This window comes from Kitasatospora sp. NPDC002543 (assembly GCF_053594915.1).
In genome coordinates, this window is the sequence record NZ_JBSFWR010000014.1 from 28,666 (window position 1) to 44,007 (window position 15,342).

Consider the following 15,342-nt stretch of genomic DNA (forward strand, 5'->3'; position numbering starts at 1 on the left):
GGACCGGTGGGCGGGGAGCCCCGCCCACCGGCCTTCCCCCGGGGAAGACGGCCGGGGCGCGTCCCGTGGAGACGCGCCCCGGCCGTCCTGCCCCCTAGACGAGCGTCGCGAGCACCGACGGGTCGTAGGGGGCGGCCCCGGCCAGGTCGCCGCCGAGGGCACGCTCCGCCCAGTCGGGGTTGGCCAGCAGCGGCCGGCCGACCGCGACCAGGTCGAACTCGTCGCGGTCCAGCCGCTCCACCAGCCCCTCGATGCCGGTGAGCCCGGCCGGCCGGGTGAAGCCGTCGACGAACTCGCCCTCGCCGTACTGGCGGTCCAGCCCGACCGAGCCGACCGTCACGGCGGCCTTGCCGGTGAGCTCGCGCGCCCAGCCGGCCAGGTTCAGGGCGCTGCCCTCGAACTCGGGCAGCCAGTAGCGGCGGGTGGAGGCGTGGAAGGCGTCCACCCCCGCGTCCGCCAACGGGGCCAGCAGCTGCTCCAGTTCGTCGGGGCTCTCCGCGATGCGGGCGTCGTAGCGGTCGACCTTCCACTGGGAGAGCCGGAAGAAGACCGGGAAGCCCGGCCCGACCGCCGCCCGGACGGCCTGGACGATCTCGGCCGCGAACCGCGCCCGGGAGGCGGGGTCGCCGCCGTAGCGGTCGGTGCGACGGTTGGTGCCCCGCCACAGGAAGTCGTCGATCAGGTAGCCGTGGGCCCCGTGCAGTTCGACCCCGTCGAACCCGAGCCGCTCGGCGTCCGCGGCGGCGCGCGCGAAGGCGGCCACGGTGTCGTCGATGTCCTGCTGGCTCATCGCCCGCCCGACAGGGCCGCCGTCCAGCCCGATCCCGGAGGGCCCCTCGGCGGTCGCCTCGGCGCCCGGGCGCTGCACCCCGGTGTGCCACAGTTGCGGGATGATCCGGCCGCCGGCCGCGTGGACCGCGTCCACCACCCGGGACCAGCCCGCCAGGGCCCGGTCGCCGTGGAAGTGGGGCACCCCGTCGTAGGCCGCCGCGGCGTCGCGGCCGATGTAGGTGCCCTCCGTGACGATCAGCCCCACCCGGTGCGCCGCACGGCGGGCGTAGTACTCGGCGACGTCCGGGCCCGGCACCCCTCCGGGGGACTTCATCCTGGTCATCGGCGCCATCACGATCCGGTTCGGGACCGTCAGGCCGCCCACGGTGAACGGCTCTCCCAAACGCGCCATTGTTCCTCCCGAGTTCGTCTGCATTCCGGGCCGAACACCCCGGGCGATATTTCGCCGCGGCACGGCGACGTTTCCTCCCGCCGAATACCGGAGCCCGCGCGTCGGCAATCGGCAATTATTCGGCACCGCCGTTCCCGGCGTCCAGCGCCACTTCCCCCGCCCGCCACCCCGGACTCCCGTGCAGCGCATCAGGCGATGCACTGCATCGACACAATCTTCTTGACCGTGCGGAAGGCGGTCGCGGATAGTGGTCCGCAGTGGTTCCGCGCCGCCCTTTCGAATCGACACCGGACCATGCGCACCCGTCACCGAAAGCGTCGCGGACAGGTTTCCGACGAGGGAAAGGCGACGGGACCGGAATGGAACGGGAATTGGCGGGAAAGCGAGCGGTGGTGACCGGTGGGAGCCGCGGCATCGGCGCCGGCATCGCCCGGAAGCTCCTGGAGAGCGGCGCCACGGTCGTCGTCACCGCGCGAAACCCGACCGCGGACACGCCGGCCGAGGCCGCCTTCGTGCCCTCCGACCTCAGCACGGCGGCCGGTGTCGGCGCATTCGCCGACACCGCGCTGGAAATCCTCGGCGGCGTGGACATCGTGGTCAACAACGCCGGCGGCTGCCGCACCTTCCAGAGCGCCCTGGACATCGAGAAGGACTGGCAGTACACCGTTGACATCAATTTCCTCTCCGCCGTCCGGCTCAATTCCGCACTCGTCCCCGTGATGCGTTCGGGGGGCGGTGGCGTCATCGTCCACATGTCCTCGATCGCCACCGTCTCGTCCTATCCGGTGATCCTGCACTACGCCGCCGCGAAAGCCGCCCTGGAGGTCTACCACAAGGGGCTCGCGACCGAGCTTGCACCGGACGGCATCCGGGTCGTCGCGCTTTCCCCCGGCAACGTCATGACGCCGGGCGCGGACGAGGCCCGGGACGGGATCGCCGACTACCTCGGGCTCGGTGCGGACACCGCGGACTGGGCCGAGGGGATCCCGCTCGGCCGGATCGGACGCACCGAGGACATCGCCGAGGCCGTCGGGTTCCTGGTGTCCCCGCGCGCCTCCTGGATCACCGGCAGCAACCTCGTCATCGACGGCGGGCGGATCGCGGCACTGTGACCGCCCCCGGGACCGGAAGGACAGACATCATGACCGCGACGGACGACGGGCCCCGGGCCTATCCGTTCGGCCCGACGCACCGGCTCGACATCGACCCGGAGCTGGCCGCCGTCTGCGGCGAGCAGCCCGTACTGAGGGTCCGGCTGCCCTTCGGCGGGGACGGCTGGCTCGTCACCCGCTACGCCGACGTCCGCGCCGTGCTGGCCGACCCCCGGTTCAGCCGCGCGCAGGCAGTGGGCGACCACGTGCCCCGCACGGTCTCGGCCGGCCTGCCCCGCACCTCGATGCTGAGCATGGACCCGCCCCAGCACACCCGGCTGCGGCGCCGGGTGGCCAACCCGTTCACGCTGCGCCGGGTCGAGGCCATGCGGCCGCGTGCCCAGGAGATCGTGGACGACCTGCTGGACGCGATGATCGCCTCGGGCTCGCCGGCCGACCTCACCACCGCCCTGACCTGGCCGCTCCCGGTCACCATGATCTGCGAACTGCTCGGGGTGCCGGTCGCCGACCGCGACCGCTTCAACTCCTGGGTCGACGGCCTGCTGACGCTCTCCGACCCCGAGCTGTCCGCGCGCGACCGCGGGCACCTCAACGACTACCTGGCGGGCCTGGTCGGCGAACGGCGGGTGCACCCCACCTCCGACCTGCTCGGCGAACTGGCCTCCGTCGAGGGCGAGGAGAACTCGCTCACCGAGGAGGAGCTGGTCGGCCTCGGGGTCAGCCTGCTGTCCGCCGGCCAGGAGGCCACCGCCAACCAGATCGGCAACTTCGTCTACACCCTGTTGACCCGCCCGGAGCTGTGGCGGTCGCTGGTCGCCGATCCCGGACTGATCCCCGACGCGGTGGAGGAACTCTCCCGGATCGTCCCGATCAGCGCCACCGCCGGGTTCACCCGGATCGCCCTGGAGGACATCGAGCTCAGCGGGCAGACCATCCGCAAGGGCGAGGCGGTGGTCGCCGAACTCGGGCTGGCCAACCGGGACCCGGAGGTCTTCGAGCGGCCCGAGGTGATCGACTTCCACCGCGACGCGGCCCCGCACGTCACCTTCGGACACGGCGTGCACCACTGCCTCGGCGCGCAGCTCGCCAGGATGGAGCTGCGCACCGTGCTCGACTCGCTGGTCCGCCGGCTGCCGGGGCTGCATCTGGCCGTCCCGTCCGAGCGGATCAGCTGGCGCACCGAGCGCCTGATCCGCGGGGCGGAAGCCCTGCCGGTCGCCTGGTGAGCCCCGCCACGACCGGGCCCGGCACGACGGGGCAGTCGGAGGCCGTCCGGGCCGCGCTCGCCGATCCGGGCACCGGCCCGGCCGAGATCATGGCGACCGTCATGGCGGCCTACGGGGACCGGCCCGCCCTGGGCGAACGCGCCCGCGACGGCGCGACGGGGCGGCTGCTGCCGAGGTACGAGACCGTCAGCTACCGGGAGCTGTGGGCCCGGGTGCGGGCGCTCGCCGGCGCGTGGGCGCACGAGCCCCGGTACCGGCTGGCCCCCGGCGACCGGATCTGCGTCCTCGGCTTCAGCAGCACCGACTACGCGACCGTCGACCTCGCCGGCGTCCACCTGGGCCTGGTCTCCGTGCCGCTGCACGCCAGCGCGCCGCTCTCCCAGCTGGCACCGATCGTCGCGGAGACCGAGCCCCGGGTCCTCGCCACCAGCGTCGAACGGCTGGAGACCGCCGTCGCCGCGGTGCTCGGGCAGCCGTCGGTCCGCCACCTCCTGGTGTTCGACCACCGCCCCGGGGCCCCCGACGAGCGCGCGGCCGTGGAGGCCGCGGCCCGGCGGCTGGCCGAGGCCGGCGGCACCGCCGTGCTCGACACGCTCACCGCGGCGGTCGGGCGCGGCGCCCTGCTGCCCGAGCCCCCGCTGCACGTGCCCGCCCCGGGCGAGGATCCGCTGGCCCTGCTCCTCTACACCTCCGGCAGCACCGGCGCCCCGAAGGGGGCGATGTACCCGCAGCGGCTGGCCCGCAACGCCTGGTGGGGGTTCGTCTACGGGCCCGCCGACGTGCCGTCGGTCGTCGTCCACTACATGCCGCAGAGCCACCAGGCCGGCCGGATGTCGGTGCTGGGCACGCTCGCCCGGGGCGGGCTGGGCTGTTTCACCGCCAGGAGCGACCTGTCCTGCCTGTTCGAGGACATCGCGCTGGTCCGCCCGACCGAGCTGACCATGGTGCCCCGGATCTGCGACATGCTCTTCCAGCAGTACCGGAGCGAGCTCGACCGGCGGGCCGGCGAGGACGGCGACGTCGACGCGGCCGTGAAGGCCCACCTGCGGGAGACCGTCCTGGGCGGTCGGGTGGCGAAGGCCTTCTGCGGGACGGCGCCGCTGTCCGCCGAGGTCGCGGAGTTCGTCGAATCCTGCCTGGGGCTGCACCTGTACACCGGGTACGGCTCGACCGAGGCCGGCGGGGTCCTGCTCGACACCGTGGTGCAGCGCCCGCCCGTCCTCGACTACAAGCTGGCCGACGTCCCGGAGCTGGGCTGCTTCACCACCGACCTGCCGCACCCGCGCGGCGAGTTGCTGCTCAGGACGAGCGCCGCCATCCCCGGGTACTACCGCCGGCCCGAACTCACCGCGGCCGTCTTCGACGAGGACGGCTACTACCGCACCGGCGACATCATGGCCGAGGTCGGCCCGGACCGGCTGGTGTACGTCGGCCGCACCAAGGACGTGCTCAAGCTGTCCCAGGGCGAGTTCGTCACCGTCTCCCGGCTGGAGGGCGTCTTCCTCGGCAGTCCGCTGATCCGGCAGGTGTTCGTGTACGGCAGCAGCGAGCGCTCCCACCTGCTCGCCGTGGTGGTGCCCACCGCGGACGCGATCGCCCGCACCGCGGGAGATCCGCGCGAACTCAAGCGGCTGGTCGACCGGGAGCTGCGGCGCACGGCGGGCGAGAGCGGCCTCAACCCGTACGAGGTGCCCCGGGACTTCCTGGTGGAGACCGAGCCCTTCAGCCCGGCCAACGGCCTGCTCTCCGACAGCCACAAACTGCTGCGCCCCAAGCTCCTGGAGCGCTACGGCGAGGCACTGGAACGGCGCTACGCCGAACTCGCCGACGAACAGGGCCGGCAGCTGCGGGAACTGCGCCGGACCGGCGCCGACCGGCCGGTCGAGGAGACCGTGGCGCGGGCCGTGCGCGCCGTCCTGGGCCGGGCCGACACCGGAGTGGACGGCAGCGCGCGCTTCACCGACCTCGGCGGCGACTCGCTCTCCGCGCTGTCCTTCACCACCCTCCTGAAGGAGGTCCTGGACGTCGAGGTGCCGGTCGGCGTCGTCATCGGCCCGACCACCGACCTGGCGGGCGTCGCCGCGTACGTCGAGGCCCGGCGCACCGCCCCGGAGGCCAGGCCCACGTCCGCCTCCGTGCACGGCCCGGGCGCGACCGAGGTCCGGGCCCGCGACCTCACCCCCGACCGGTTCGTCGACGCCTCGACGCTGGCCGCCGCGCCGGGCCTGCCGGGCCCCGCGGAGTCCCCGCGGACCGTCCTGCTCACCGGCGCCAACGGGTTCCTCGGCCGCTTCCTCTGCCTGGAGTGGCTCCGCCGGCTGGCCCCGTCCGGCGGACGGCTGGTCTGCCTGGTCCGGGGCCGGACACCGGCGGACGCGGCCGACCGGCTCGACCGGGCCTTCGGCCCCGGGGGCGAGGCGTCCCGGCTGTACCGGGAGCTGGCTCCGGGCACGCTGACCGTCCTCGCCGGGGACCTCGCCGAGCCGCGCCTGGGCCTGGACCGGGCGGTGTGGAACGGGCTGGCCGGGTCGGTGGACCGGATCGTCCACCCGGCCGCGCTGGTCAACCACGTGCTGCCCTACGCGGAGCTGTTCGGACCCAACGTCGCCGGGACCGCCGAACTCGTCCGGCTGGCGCTCACCGAGCGGCTCAAGCCCTTCACCTACCTGTCCACGGTGGCGGTGCGCGGCACGGCCGGGCCGGACGTGCTCGACGAGGACGCCGACGTCCGGGAGACGATCCCGCACCGCCGCCTCGGCCGCGGCTACGCCGACGGGTACGCCGCCGGCAAGTGGGCCGGCGAGGTGCTGCTGCGGGAGGCCGCCGAACGGTACGGCCTCCCGGTCAGCACGTTCCGGTCGGGCATGATCCTCGCGCACGGCAGCTACCCCGGACAGCTGAACGTGCCGGACGTGTTCACCCGGCTGGTCCTCAGCCTGGTGGCCACCGGGATCGCCCCCCGGTCCTTCCACCCGGACGGCGTGCCGGTGCCCCACGAGGGCCTCCCGGTCGACTTCCTCGCCGAGGCGGTCACCGCGCTGGGCGCCCCGGGCCCGGACGGCCACCGCACCCACCGCACCTTCAACGCCTGGAACCCGCACCCCGACGGCGCCTCGCTGGACGCCTTCGTGGACCGGCTCGTCGAGGAGGGCCACCCGATCCGGCGCATCGACGACTACGACGACTGGTTCGCCCGCTTCACGACCGCGGTCCGGGCCCTGCCGGAACGGCAGCGTACCCACTCGCTGCTGCCCCTGCTGCACGCGTTCGAGCGGCCCGGCGGCGACCGCCCCGCCCCGGCGCCGCGGTTCCGGGCCGCGGTGCGGGCGGCCGGGATCGGGCCGGACCGGGACGTGCCGCGGCTGTCGCCCGGCCTCGTCACCAAGTACGTCACCGACCTGCGCGGCCTCGGATTGCTGGACGCACGCCCCTGACGCGGCCCCAGGGGCCGACGTAGCCTGACTGCACCGACTGCGCCGACTGCATCGACGCACCGTCAACCGGCGGTCCACGGACCGCCGTTCCCGTCGAACGGAGAACCCATGGCACAGGATCCCGGCACGGAGCGGGAGATCGACGCGGTCCTGACCTCGGGGCTGCGACTGATGGAGTCGCGCGACCTCGCCGGCTTCCGCGCCCTGCACACCCCCGGCGCCACGGTGTGGCAGAACGACGGCGAGGGCACCCGGACGATCGACGCCCGGCTGGAACAGATCACCGCGTTCCTCGACGGCGTCGACTCGCTGCGGTTCGAGGTCGTGCGCCGGTTCCACCGGCCCGGCGAGGTGCTCCAGCAGCACGTCCTGCACCTGGTGGCACCGGACGGCACCGACAGCCGGGTCCACGCCACCGTCTACTTCCGGTTCGAGGGCGGGCTGATCGCCGAGATCGAGGAGTTCCTCTACTAGGGCGTGTCTGACAATTCCCGCCGGGCGTGCGACGCCAATTGTCAGACACGCCCTAGGGCGCGCCTTGAGCGGCCCGGGGGCGCACCGCCACCGGCGCCCTCGTACCGCCCCTGGCCGCCCCCGGCGCTCCGGGGGCGGCCTCCGCCTGTCCCGGCCGCACCGCCCCTCCCGGGCGCCGCGCGCCGGACGGCCCTCCCGCGAACGTGTCCGGCCGAATCCGCCGTGCCGGTCCGGCCCGGGCGAGGCGGTCCACGACGACTCGTACGTCCCGCTCGGGGCGTCCCCGCCCCGGATGCCGCCCCACGGGTGGCGGCGATCGCGGCCGTCGGCCCGATCCGGGCGTACGGACCGCGCCGGCTCGCCGGCGCACGAACAGCCCCGCTCCCCTCGAACCGCCCGCCCCGGTGGACGAGAATGAAGTGGCCCGCCCGGCGGGGGTGCTCACCCGCACCCGAACCCGGCTCTCCCGCGGGTTCCACGGCGACAACGGCCGGATCCCCGAGCCCACCGCCGAGGAGTTCCGCGAGACCACCGAGGGCCACGGGCACCGACCCGCCCCCCGACGGCACAGGGAGGACAGGTGCACCACCGAACGGACCGGACCCACCGGGCCCGACGGACCGACCCGACCGACCGGCTCGCCGACAGCAGGTACCTCCTGCTCACCACCTTCGACGAGGACGGCAGCCGACTGGAGTCACCGCTCTGGGTGGTGCCGGACGGCCCGGCCCTCGGAGTCTGGGCCCCGGCCCACTCCGGCGAGGCCGAACGGATCCGCCGCCGGCCCCGGGTGCTGATCGGCCCGTGCGACGCCCACGGGCGCCCCACCGGCCGCCAGGTCCCGGCCCGGGCACGGCTCTGCGACGCGGACGACACCGCGCGCTACCGCACCTCACTGATCAACAAGTACGGCCTGACGGCACTGATCGCGCTGGCCCGCAGCCGGTTCAGGGTCGGGCTGGCCGGGACGGTGGGGATCCGGATCACGCTGAACGAGCCGGAACAGCGGCTGGTCGGTCCGGAGTGGCTGCCGCCGGCCGGGTACTGCGTCAACTGACCTACCGGCCGCGCCGGTTGAGCCGGCGCCGTCGGCCGAGCACCACCGGCCGAGCACCGCCGGCCGAGCGCCGGGGCCCCGGAGGCGGCCCCGGCGCCCGGCGCGCCCGGGGCCGCTCACGGCGGCGGGCAGCCGGTCGCGGGGCCGACGGCAGGCCGCGGGGGCCCGTCAGGCCAGGGGGTGGGTCGGGACCGGGCTGACCTCCTGGATCTCGCCGTGGGCCTTGGTGAGCAGCTGCGAGGCGAGCTCGTTGAGCGCCCGCGCGCCCGCGATCTCCTCGCCGACCCTCAGCTGTTCCGGGTCCGAGGGGTGACGGCTGCTGTAGCCGTGGGCGCGCAGTTCACTCCCGTCGCCGAGCCTCAGCAGCGCGGCGGCGCTGGTCCGCGCCCCCTCTTCGCGGAACTCCATCTCGATGTGCCAACCGACCAGAGTCTGCATGGCGGATCACCTCCATCGGTTACCCCTCCAGAGTGCGCCGCACCCACCGTGAACACCAGGCCGGCCGGGCCGGGCACGACCCCGAGGGCAAGTTGAACGCGTTCAACACGGCCGCGTAGAGTCGGCGGCGAAAGCATTTGAACGCGTTCAAGGGGGGTGTGCCCACCATGGGGAAGGGCACCACGGAACTGGTCGACCTACTGATCCTGCTCGGCATGGGCGCCGTCGTCCCGCTCGGCCTCGCGCTGGTCGGCGAACCCGGCCTGGCCCGGGTCCGCCGGCTCTGGCCGCTCGCCGCGGTACCCGGCGCGCTCTCGCTCTGGCTGCCGCGCGGCGGCCTCGCCACCGGCTGCGCGGCGCTCTACGCACTCGGCACCCTGGCCGTCGCCCTGCACGCACCGCTGCGACTGGCCCGCACCCGCTCCCTCGCACCCGCCGAGGTCGCGGTGCTCACCGCACTCGCCGCGCCCTCGGTGGCCGGCACCGCACTCGTCGCCGAGCGCTCCGGCTACCCGCTGTTCGGCTTCGAACCGCACATCCTGGCCCTCACCGTCCCGCACTTCCACTACGCCGGGTTCGCCGCCGCCCTGGTCGCCGGACTGGTCTGCCGCACCGCCCGCCCGGGCTCGGCCGCGGCCCGCTGCGCCGCGCTCAGCGTCCCGGCCGGCACCCTGCTCGTCCTGGCCGGGTACTTCCTCGGCGACTGGTGGCAGTTCGCCGGAGCCGCCGTCCTCACCACCGGCATGTGGCTGGTCGGCCTGGTCACCTGGCGCGAACTGCGCCCCCGCGGCACCGACCCCGCCACCGCCCGGCTGCTCGCCGTCTCCTCGGCCGTCCTCGCGCTCACCATGCTGCTCGCCCTGTGGTGGGCGCTCGGCCGGGCCGCCGGACTCCCCCACCCCACCCTGACCTGGATGGCCGCCACCCACGGCGTCGGCAACGCACTCGGCTTCGCGCTCTGCGCCCTGCTCGCCTGGCGCCGGATCGCCGCGGACCGAACCGGCCCGGGAAGGACCGCCCGATGAACGACTACAGCTACCCCGAGCAGGGCGCCAGCCGCACCGGCGAACTGCCCGCCGGCTACAACCACCTGCGGCACAGCGCGCTCATCGGCCACGGCCGCCCCGCGCTGGAGGCCGCCGGCGCCGCCCTGCTCGACTGGCGGATGCACCGGCTCGCCGGCGTCCGGATCGACGCCACGGCCGACCGGGCCGCCCCCGGTGTCGCCGTGCGCTGCGCCATCGGCCTCGGCCCGCTGCGGGCCGGCGCCCCCAACCGGGTCCTGGCCGCGGTCGACGGCCCGGACCGGTACGGCTTCACCTACGGCACCAGGGCCGGGCACCTCGCCCGGGGCGAGGAGACCTTCCTGGTCGAACTCGCCCCGGACGGCGCGGTCCGGTTCTCCGTCACCGCCTTCAGTCGCCCCGTCGCCTGGTACGCCCGCCTCGCCGGTCCCCTGCTGCCCCTCGCCCAACGCGCCTTCGCCCGCCACTGCGGACGCGTCCTGACCCGGATCGCGGCACAGGCCGGCCGACTGACCGACGCCCGCCCGTGACGCACCCGGTCCACCGGGACCCTCAGCCGTGGTGCGCCGGGACCACGACCAGGAGGGCGCCGCCGCTCTGCACCCTGACCTCGAAGTGGTCGATGTCGCCCGGCTGGAACGCCGTGCCGCCGGTGGTGCGCACCGTGCCGTCCGCACGTCCGTAGCCGCCCGCCGGGACGGACCAGGTGGTGACGGTCTGCTGCTCGCCGGTGCGCGAGACGGCGACCAGACTGCAGGTCAACGGGCCGTGGACACCGGAGAGTTGCAGGCCGACCCGGGTGCCCCAGGTGGTGCCGTCCAGGCCGACGGTGGCGTGCGCGCCGGTGCTCGGGTCGGTGGCGCTGAACTGCTCGGCCGCCGCTACCACGGCGGGCACGTGGTCGGCGGTGAGCACCGCGGCGGTGACGGCGGGGCCGGCCGCCACCATCGCGGTCGCGGCCAGGGCCAGCACCAGCCGCCGGACCCGGCCCCGCCGCCGGGTGGTGGCGACCTCGGCGACCAGCCGGTCCAGCAGCCGCGGATCCGGCTGCGGGGCGGGACCGGCCGGGTCCGTTCCGGCCGCCCGCGCGGTGGCCGCGTACTCGGCCAACAGCGGCTCCACGGGGCCCAGTTCGGCCACCTGCTCGGCGCACTGCGGGCAGTCGGCGAGGTGCCGCTCGAAGGCGGCGCGCTCGGCGGGTTCCAGCAGGCCGAGGACGTACGCGCCGACGTCGGTGTGCGCCGGGCCGGTGGAGGCGTCGCGGGGCAGGCCGGGGGGCCGGTCGGAGCCGGGCATCCGGTCGGGGTCTGGCGTCCGGTCGGGGTCGGGGTGCCTGGTCACGATGTCACTCCCCGTTCCTCCAGTGCGATCCTGAGCGCGCGCAGCGCGTAGAACACCCGCGAGCGGACCGTCCCGGCCGGGATGCCGAGGACGGCGGCCGCCTCCTTGGCCGTACGGCCCTTCAGGTAGGTCTCGACGATGATCTCCCGGTGCGTGGGCGAGAGGTCGCCGAGCGCGTCCGCGACCGTCATCATCCGCAGCGCCCGGTCGGTCTCGTCCTCGGCGGGCAGCTGCTCCAGCGCCGAGGCGTCCACCTCCCGGGGCCGGGCCAGGGCGCCGCGGTGGCCGTCGATCACGATCCGCCGGGCGACCGTGACCAGCCAGGGCCGCAGCGAGCCGGCCTCCGGGTCGAGCCGGTGGATGTTGCGCCAGGCCCGGACCAGCGTCTCCTGCACGACGTCCTCGGCCCGCTGCCGGTCCCCGGCGACCAGGTGGAGCACGAACCCGAACAGCGGGCCGGCGTGCTCCCGGTACAGGGCGCGCATCAGTTCCTCGTCCGCCGCCCCCGTGCCGCGGCCGCCGGCGCGACCACCGGCGCGGCCGACGGGGTGCTCCTCGGTCACCACTTCATCGTCGCGCACCCGGGCCTCCCGGTCGAGGACGGTCGGAACCGGTCAGTAGCCCGGGGTGCCGGGCATCGGGGTGCCGGGCATCGGGGTGCCGGGCATCGGGGTGGAGCCGGCCGCGACGCCGGCCTTGCCGCCGGTCGGGGTCAGCGCGAACCAGGTGCCGCCGACGCCCTGGCCCTTGGTGTCGCCGGGCTTGGCGTCCGGCGAGTAGCGGTAGGCCGGCCAGCCGTTCAGGGTGACCTGCTTGGTGCCGTCGTCGCGGGTGACGGTGCCGACCAGCTTGCTGTCGATGCCCTTCACCGTGACGTTGCCGTCGGCATGCTCGGGCGGCCAGACGGTGGCGCAGCCGCCGTTGCAGTAGGACTCGGGCGGACTGTTCCGGTCCTGGTCGAAGCGGTACAGCGTGAACCCGGCGCTGTCGGTGACGATGGTGCCCAGCTTGGGGTCCTGGGCGGTCTGCATGGTGACGCCCGCCGGGGCGCTCGGACCGCTCGACGGGTGCGACGAACCGCCCGACGCGCCGCAGCCGGCGATCAGGGCGGCCGCCGCGACGCCGGACGCGGTCAGCGCGACGGTCCGGCGGGTGCGGTGTGTGCGGCGTGTGCTGCGCATGGGGTGCCTCCCGCGGGGGAAGGGGTCGGGACGGACCGGACACCCCGCAGTACGTGCGGGGACCGCCTGCTGCTCAACCGGGGCACCGGGAAGAACCGGGACCACCTCGGGAAACGCCCCGGGAACCACCTCGGAATACCCCGCCGACCGGGACCGTTGTGGCGGGCACATGGCCTGAACCGCCACCTCCGGAAGGGAAGGAATCACGAGATGAGCAGCACGGTCGAGCTGACCAAGGAGAACTTCGACGACATCGTCCCGGGCCCGGAGGGCAAGGACTTCGTCTTCATCGACTTCTGGGCCGGGTGGTGCGGGCCGTGCCGCCAGTTCGCCCCGGTGTACGAGAAGGCGGCCGAGCGCCACCCGGACCTGGTCTTCACCAAGGTGGACACGGAGGCCCAGCAGGAGCTGGCCGCCGCGTTCGACATCCGGTCGATCCCCACACTGGCGATCATCCGCGAGGGCGTGGTCGTCTTCTCGCAGCCCGGAGCGCTGCCGGAGGCGGTGTTCGAGGACCTGATCGGCCAGGCCCGCAACCTGGACATGACCGAGGTGAAGCGCAAGGTCGCCGAGGAGAAGGCGGCCGGCGGCCAGGCCTGATCCCGGCCCGGTACCGGCGCCCGAGGGCCCGGGGAGCACCGTCTCCCCGGGCCCTCGCCGTGCCCGCGGCCCGCCACCTGCCGCCCGCCGGGCGCACCCCCGGGCCCGGCACCGCGCCCGCCTCCGGCACCCGCTGCGCCCGCCGTCACTCCGGTTCGGCGCCCCAGGCGGCGAGCCTGGCCGCGAGCGCCCGCACCTCGGCGCGCAGGGCGGCGGGCTCCCGGACGGTGAACGGCCACCCGAGACCGGCCAGCAGCACCGCGACGCCGTCGAGGTTCTGCGCCCGGGCCCGCAGCAGCACCCGGTCCCCGGCGAGGGCGGTGAGCGTCCCGGCGGCGGGCGGCAGCCGGCGGCGGGCCTCGGCGAGCGTGGTCTCCAGCTCCACCTCCACCCGGTGCCGCCAGGGCGCCCCGGCCAGGGACTCCACCACCCGCTGGACCGGATCGAAGTCCTCCGGCGGCTCGAAGCCCACCTGGCCCTGCTCGACCCGGGTGATCCGGTCCAGCCGGAAGGTGCGCGACTCGCCGCTGCGGTGGTCGAGCCCGGTGGTGTACCAGCGCCCGGAGTGGAAGACCAGCCCGTACGGGTCGAACTCGCGCTCGCTGGGCCGGTCCTCGCGGTCCCGGTAGGCGAGCCGCACCCGGCGCCGCCGGCGGGCGGCCTCGGCCAGGGTGAACAGCGCGGCGGCGGCCGGGCCGGGGCCGGCGGCGGGGACGGCGGTGAGGCCGAGGGTCTGCTCGACGGCGGAGACCCGGTCCCGCAGCGGCGGCGGCAGCACCCGCTGGATCTTGGCGAGGGCGGTCTCGGTCGCCCCCTCCCCCACCGACAGGCCGGAGCTGCGACCGGCCAGCAGGCCGAGCACGACGGAGGCCGCCTCGTCCGGGTTGAGCATCAGCGGCGGCAGCCGGTAACCGGGGCGCAGCCGGTAGCCCCCGTAACGGCCGCGGTCGGCCTGGACGGGGATGCCGAGGTCGGCCAGCCGGGCGACGTAGCGGCGGACGGTGCGCTCGTCCACGTCGAGCCGGGCGGCCAGTTCGGCGCCGGTCAGGCCGGGGCGGTCCTGGAGCAGTTCCAGCAGGGCGAGGACGCGGCTGACCGGGTGTTCCACCGCGTACTCCTTTCCGTCTCCACGCCGCCCTACGGGATGCCCGGCGGCGGGGCGGAGGAAATCCGGGCGACTTCTGTCCTGATCCGATCCTAGAGTCGGCGGTGGAGGAGGCCCCACCGCGGCGGAGCCCCCCGCGGGCCGGTCGAGGCCTCCGCGGCCCGGTGTGCCTCCCCCGCCATCCCCCGACGAATGGAGTGATCCGCCATGAGCACGTTCGTACTGGTCCCCGGGTTCTGGATCGGCGCCTGGGCCTGGGACGAGGTGGCCGCGCCGCTGCGCGAGGCCGGGCACCGCGTGTACGCCGTCAGCCTGCCCGGAGTGGCCGAACGAGCCTCCGAGGAGGGCGAGTTCGGCCTGGAGGAGCACATCGCCGACCTCACGGACCTGCTGGTCCGGGAGGACCTGTCGGACGTCGTCCTGGTCGCGCACAGCGGCGCCACCGCCCCGGTGGGCGGGCTCGCGGACCGGATGCCGGAGCGGATCCGCCGGGTGGTCTACCTGGACAGCGGTCCGCTCGCCGACGGCATCGCGGTCCGCGACCTCTGGCAGCCCGGCTACCGGGAGACCGCCGAGGCCTCGGTGGTCGACGGCCGGCTCCCCCTGCCGTCCTGGGAGTACCTGGCCGAGCAGGGCACCAGCACGGCGGGCCTGGACGAGGCCGCCCTGGCACGCGTCCGCGCCCGGGCCACCCCGCATCCGGCCGGGGCCTTCCGGGACCCGCTGCGGCTGACCGGCGCCGGGGCCGCGCTGCCGCAGGCGCTGGTCTCCTGCTCCTTCCCGCTCGCCCAGGTGCGCGAGCTGATCGCCGCCGGTCACCCGTACTTCGCCGGGATGTCCGGGCCGAACTGGGAGCTGCGCGAACTGCCCACCGGGCACTGGCCGATGTTCTCCAGCCCGGCCGAGACGGCGGCGCTGCTGGCGGAGCTCGCCGCGCTCTGAGCCCACCCGGGCACTGCGCGGGCACCGGGCGGGCCCGGTCGGCCCGCCGGCTCCATGCCCTCGGCTCCATGCCCTCGGCTCCATGCCCTCGGCTCCGGCCGGGCCCTGTCCCGACAGTGCCCGGCCGTTCGCCCGACGGCGCCCTCCGCGTGTCCGTCCGTCGCGCAACCGCGCGCGGACGGGCAGGATGGGGCCCACGCCGTACCCGAGCGACGAGCGAGGAC

At 75.2% G+C, this 15,342-nt stretch carries 15 protein-coding genes; 9 read left to right on the top strand and 6 right to left on the bottom strand.

All coding sequences use genetic code 11. The features are described from left to right. Positions 1 to 94: 94 nt before the first annotated feature. Positions 95 to 1,183, bottom strand: a complete 1,089-nt coding sequence (locus ACWD4P_RS08950; protein WP_359827484.1) for an NADH:flavin oxidoreductase — start codon at positions 1,181 to 1,183, stop codon at positions 95 to 97. Between the two features lie 371 nt (positions 1,184 to 1,554). Here ACWD4P_RS08950 and ACWD4P_RS08955 point away from each other — a divergent pair, with 371 nt between their 5' ends. The 5 genes from ACWD4P_RS08955 (at position 1,555) to ACWD4P_RS08975 (ending at position 8,486) form a co-directional block, all read left to right on the top strand. After that, positions 1,555 to 2,295 carry an oxidoreductase gene (locus ACWD4P_RS08955; protein ID WP_449779104.1) on the top strand — a complete coding sequence of 247 codons (741 nt, stop codon included), beginning with the start codon at positions 1,555 to 1,557 and terminating at the stop codon, positions 2,293 to 2,295. 29 nt (positions 2,296 to 2,324) lie between these two features. Further along, the gene (locus tag ACWD4P_RS08960) at positions 2,325 to 3,521 is read left to right on the top strand and encodes a cytochrome P450 (RefSeq protein ID WP_359827488.1); all 1,197 of its coding nucleotides are present in this window, start codon (positions 2,325 to 2,327) and stop codon (positions 3,519 to 3,521) included. Beyond that, a complete protein-coding gene (gene car / locus ACWD4P_RS08965) occupies positions 3,518 to 6,955 on the top strand; it encodes a carboxylic acid reductase (protein ID WP_449779105.1) in 3,438 nt (1,145 codons plus the stop codon). Before ACWD4P_RS08960 ends, car begins: the two co-directional genes overlap by 4 nt. Before the next feature lie 108 nt (positions 6,956 to 7,063). Beyond that, positions 7,064 to 7,429 carry a nuclear transport factor 2 family protein gene (locus ACWD4P_RS08970; RefSeq protein WP_449779106.1) on the top strand — a complete coding sequence of 122 codons (366 nt, stop codon included), beginning with the start codon at positions 7,064 to 7,066 and terminating at the stop codon, positions 7,427 to 7,429. Between the two features lie 580 nt (positions 7,430 to 8,009). Continuing rightward, positions 8,010 to 8,486 carry a PPOX class F420-dependent oxidoreductase gene (locus ACWD4P_RS08975; protein ID WP_359827494.1) on the top strand — a complete coding sequence of 159 codons (477 nt, stop codon included), beginning with the start codon at positions 8,010 to 8,012 and terminating at the stop codon, positions 8,484 to 8,486. Positions 8,487 to 8,654: 168 nt separating this feature from the next. On the opposite strand, the gene ACWD4P_RS08980 is transcribed toward ACWD4P_RS08975, so the two are convergent. Next, a complete protein-coding gene (locus ACWD4P_RS08980) occupies positions 8,655 to 8,924 on the bottom strand; it encodes a DUF1876 domain-containing protein (protein ID WP_359828713.1) in 270 nt (89 codons plus the stop codon). A gap of 167 nt (positions 8,925 to 9,091) precedes the next feature. Between ACWD4P_RS08980 and ACWD4P_RS08985 the strand changes: the two genes are divergently transcribed. Together ACWD4P_RS08985 and ACWD4P_RS08990 are read left to right on the top strand one after the other, a co-directional pair. Further along, positions 9,092 to 9,949: a YndJ family protein gene (locus ACWD4P_RS08985; protein ID WP_449779107.1), complete on the top strand. Its 858-nt coding sequence runs from the start codon at positions 9,092 to 9,094 to the stop codon at positions 9,947 to 9,949. Further along, positions 9,946 to 10,479 (top strand): DUF1990 family protein, encoded by a 534-nt coding sequence (locus tag ACWD4P_RS08990; RefSeq protein WP_359828717.1) that lies wholly within the window; start codon positions 9,946 to 9,948, stop codon positions 10,477 to 10,479. Before ACWD4P_RS08985 ends, ACWD4P_RS08990 begins: the two co-directional genes overlap by 4 nt. Positions 10,480 to 10,501: 22 nt before the next feature. On the opposite strand, the gene ACWD4P_RS08995 is transcribed toward ACWD4P_RS08990, so the two are convergent. Genes ACWD4P_RS08995 through ACWD4P_RS09005 form a run of 3 tightly spaced genes read right to left on the bottom strand, consistent with a single transcriptional unit; the run spans position 10,502 to position 12,471 of the window. Further along, positions 10,502 to 11,290 (bottom strand): anti-sigma factor family protein, encoded by a 789-nt coding sequence (locus tag ACWD4P_RS08995; protein ID WP_449779108.1) that lies wholly within the window; start codon positions 11,288 to 11,290, stop codon positions 10,502 to 10,504. After that, positions 11,287 to 11,871, bottom strand: a complete 585-nt coding sequence (locus tag ACWD4P_RS09000; protein ID WP_449779109.1) for a sigma-70 family RNA polymerase sigma factor — start codon at positions 11,869 to 11,871, stop codon at positions 11,287 to 11,289. Before ACWD4P_RS09000 ends, ACWD4P_RS08995 begins: the two co-directional genes overlap by 4 nt. 33 nt (positions 11,872 to 11,904) lie before the next feature. After that, the gene (locus ACWD4P_RS09005) at positions 11,905 to 12,471 is read right to left on the bottom strand and encodes a hypothetical protein (RefSeq protein ID WP_449779110.1); all 567 of its coding nucleotides are present in this window, start codon (positions 12,469 to 12,471) and stop codon (positions 11,905 to 11,907) included. Between the two features lie 210 nt (positions 12,472 to 12,681). Between ACWD4P_RS09005 and ACWD4P_RS09010 the strand changes: the two genes are divergently transcribed. Beyond that, positions 12,682 to 13,071 (top strand): thioredoxin family protein, encoded by a 390-nt coding sequence (locus ACWD4P_RS09010; RefSeq protein ID WP_359828724.1) that lies wholly within the window; start codon positions 12,682 to 12,684, stop codon positions 13,069 to 13,071. A gap of 145 nt (positions 13,072 to 13,216) precedes the next feature. Here ACWD4P_RS09010 and ACWD4P_RS09015 read toward each other — a convergent pair whose 3' ends face one another. Beyond that, positions 13,217 to 14,179, bottom strand: coding sequence for a helix-turn-helix transcriptional regulator (locus tag ACWD4P_RS09015; RefSeq protein ID WP_449779111.1), 963 nt, complete (start codon positions 14,177 to 14,179; stop codon positions 13,217 to 13,219). Positions 14,180 to 14,383: 204 nt separating this feature from the next. Here ACWD4P_RS09015 and ACWD4P_RS09020 point away from each other — a divergent pair, with 204 nt between their 5' ends. Beyond that, complete coding sequence (locus ACWD4P_RS09020; protein WP_449779112.1) at positions 14,384 to 15,118, top strand: alpha/beta fold hydrolase; 735 nt, start codon at positions 14,384 to 14,386, stop codon at positions 15,116 to 15,118. Positions 15,119 to 15,342: the final 224 nt, after the last annotated feature.

Bases quoted from the DNA above. Each gene is read 5' to 3' on its own strand.
- ACWD4P_RS08960 (WP_359827488.1), top strand. From the start codon at position 2,325: ATGACCGCGACGGACGACGGGCCCCGGGCCTATCCGTTCGGCCCGACG.
- ACWD4P_RS09020 (WP_449779112.1), top strand. From the start codon at position 14,384: ATGAGCACGTTCGTACTGGTCCCCGGGTTCTGGATCGGCGCCTGGGCC.
- ACWD4P_RS08950 (WP_359827484.1), bottom strand. From the start codon at position 1,183: ATGGCGCGTTTGGGAGAGCCGTTCACCGTGGGCGGCCTGACGGTCCCG.
- ACWD4P_RS08970 (WP_449779106.1), top strand. From the start codon at position 7,064: ATGGCACAGGATCCCGGCACGGAGCGGGAGATCGACGCGGTCCTGACC.
- ACWD4P_RS08985 (WP_449779107.1), top strand. From the start codon at position 9,092: ATGGGGAAGGGCACCACGGAACTGGTCGACCTACTGATCCTGCTCGGC.
- ACWD4P_RS09010 (WP_359828724.1), top strand. From the start codon at position 12,682: ATGAGCAGCACGGTCGAGCTGACCAAGGAGAACTTCGACGACATCGTC.
- ACWD4P_RS08980 (WP_359828713.1), bottom strand. From the start codon at position 8,924: ATGCAGACTCTGGTCGGTTGGCACATCGAGATGGAGTTCCGCGAAGAG.
- ACWD4P_RS08990 (WP_359828717.1), top strand. From the start codon at position 9,946: ATGAACGACTACAGCTACCCCGAGCAGGGCGCCAGCCGCACCGGCGAA.
- ACWD4P_RS09005 (WP_449779110.1), bottom strand. From the start codon at position 12,471: ATGCGCAGCACACGCCGCACACACCGCACCCGCCGGACCGTCGCGCTG.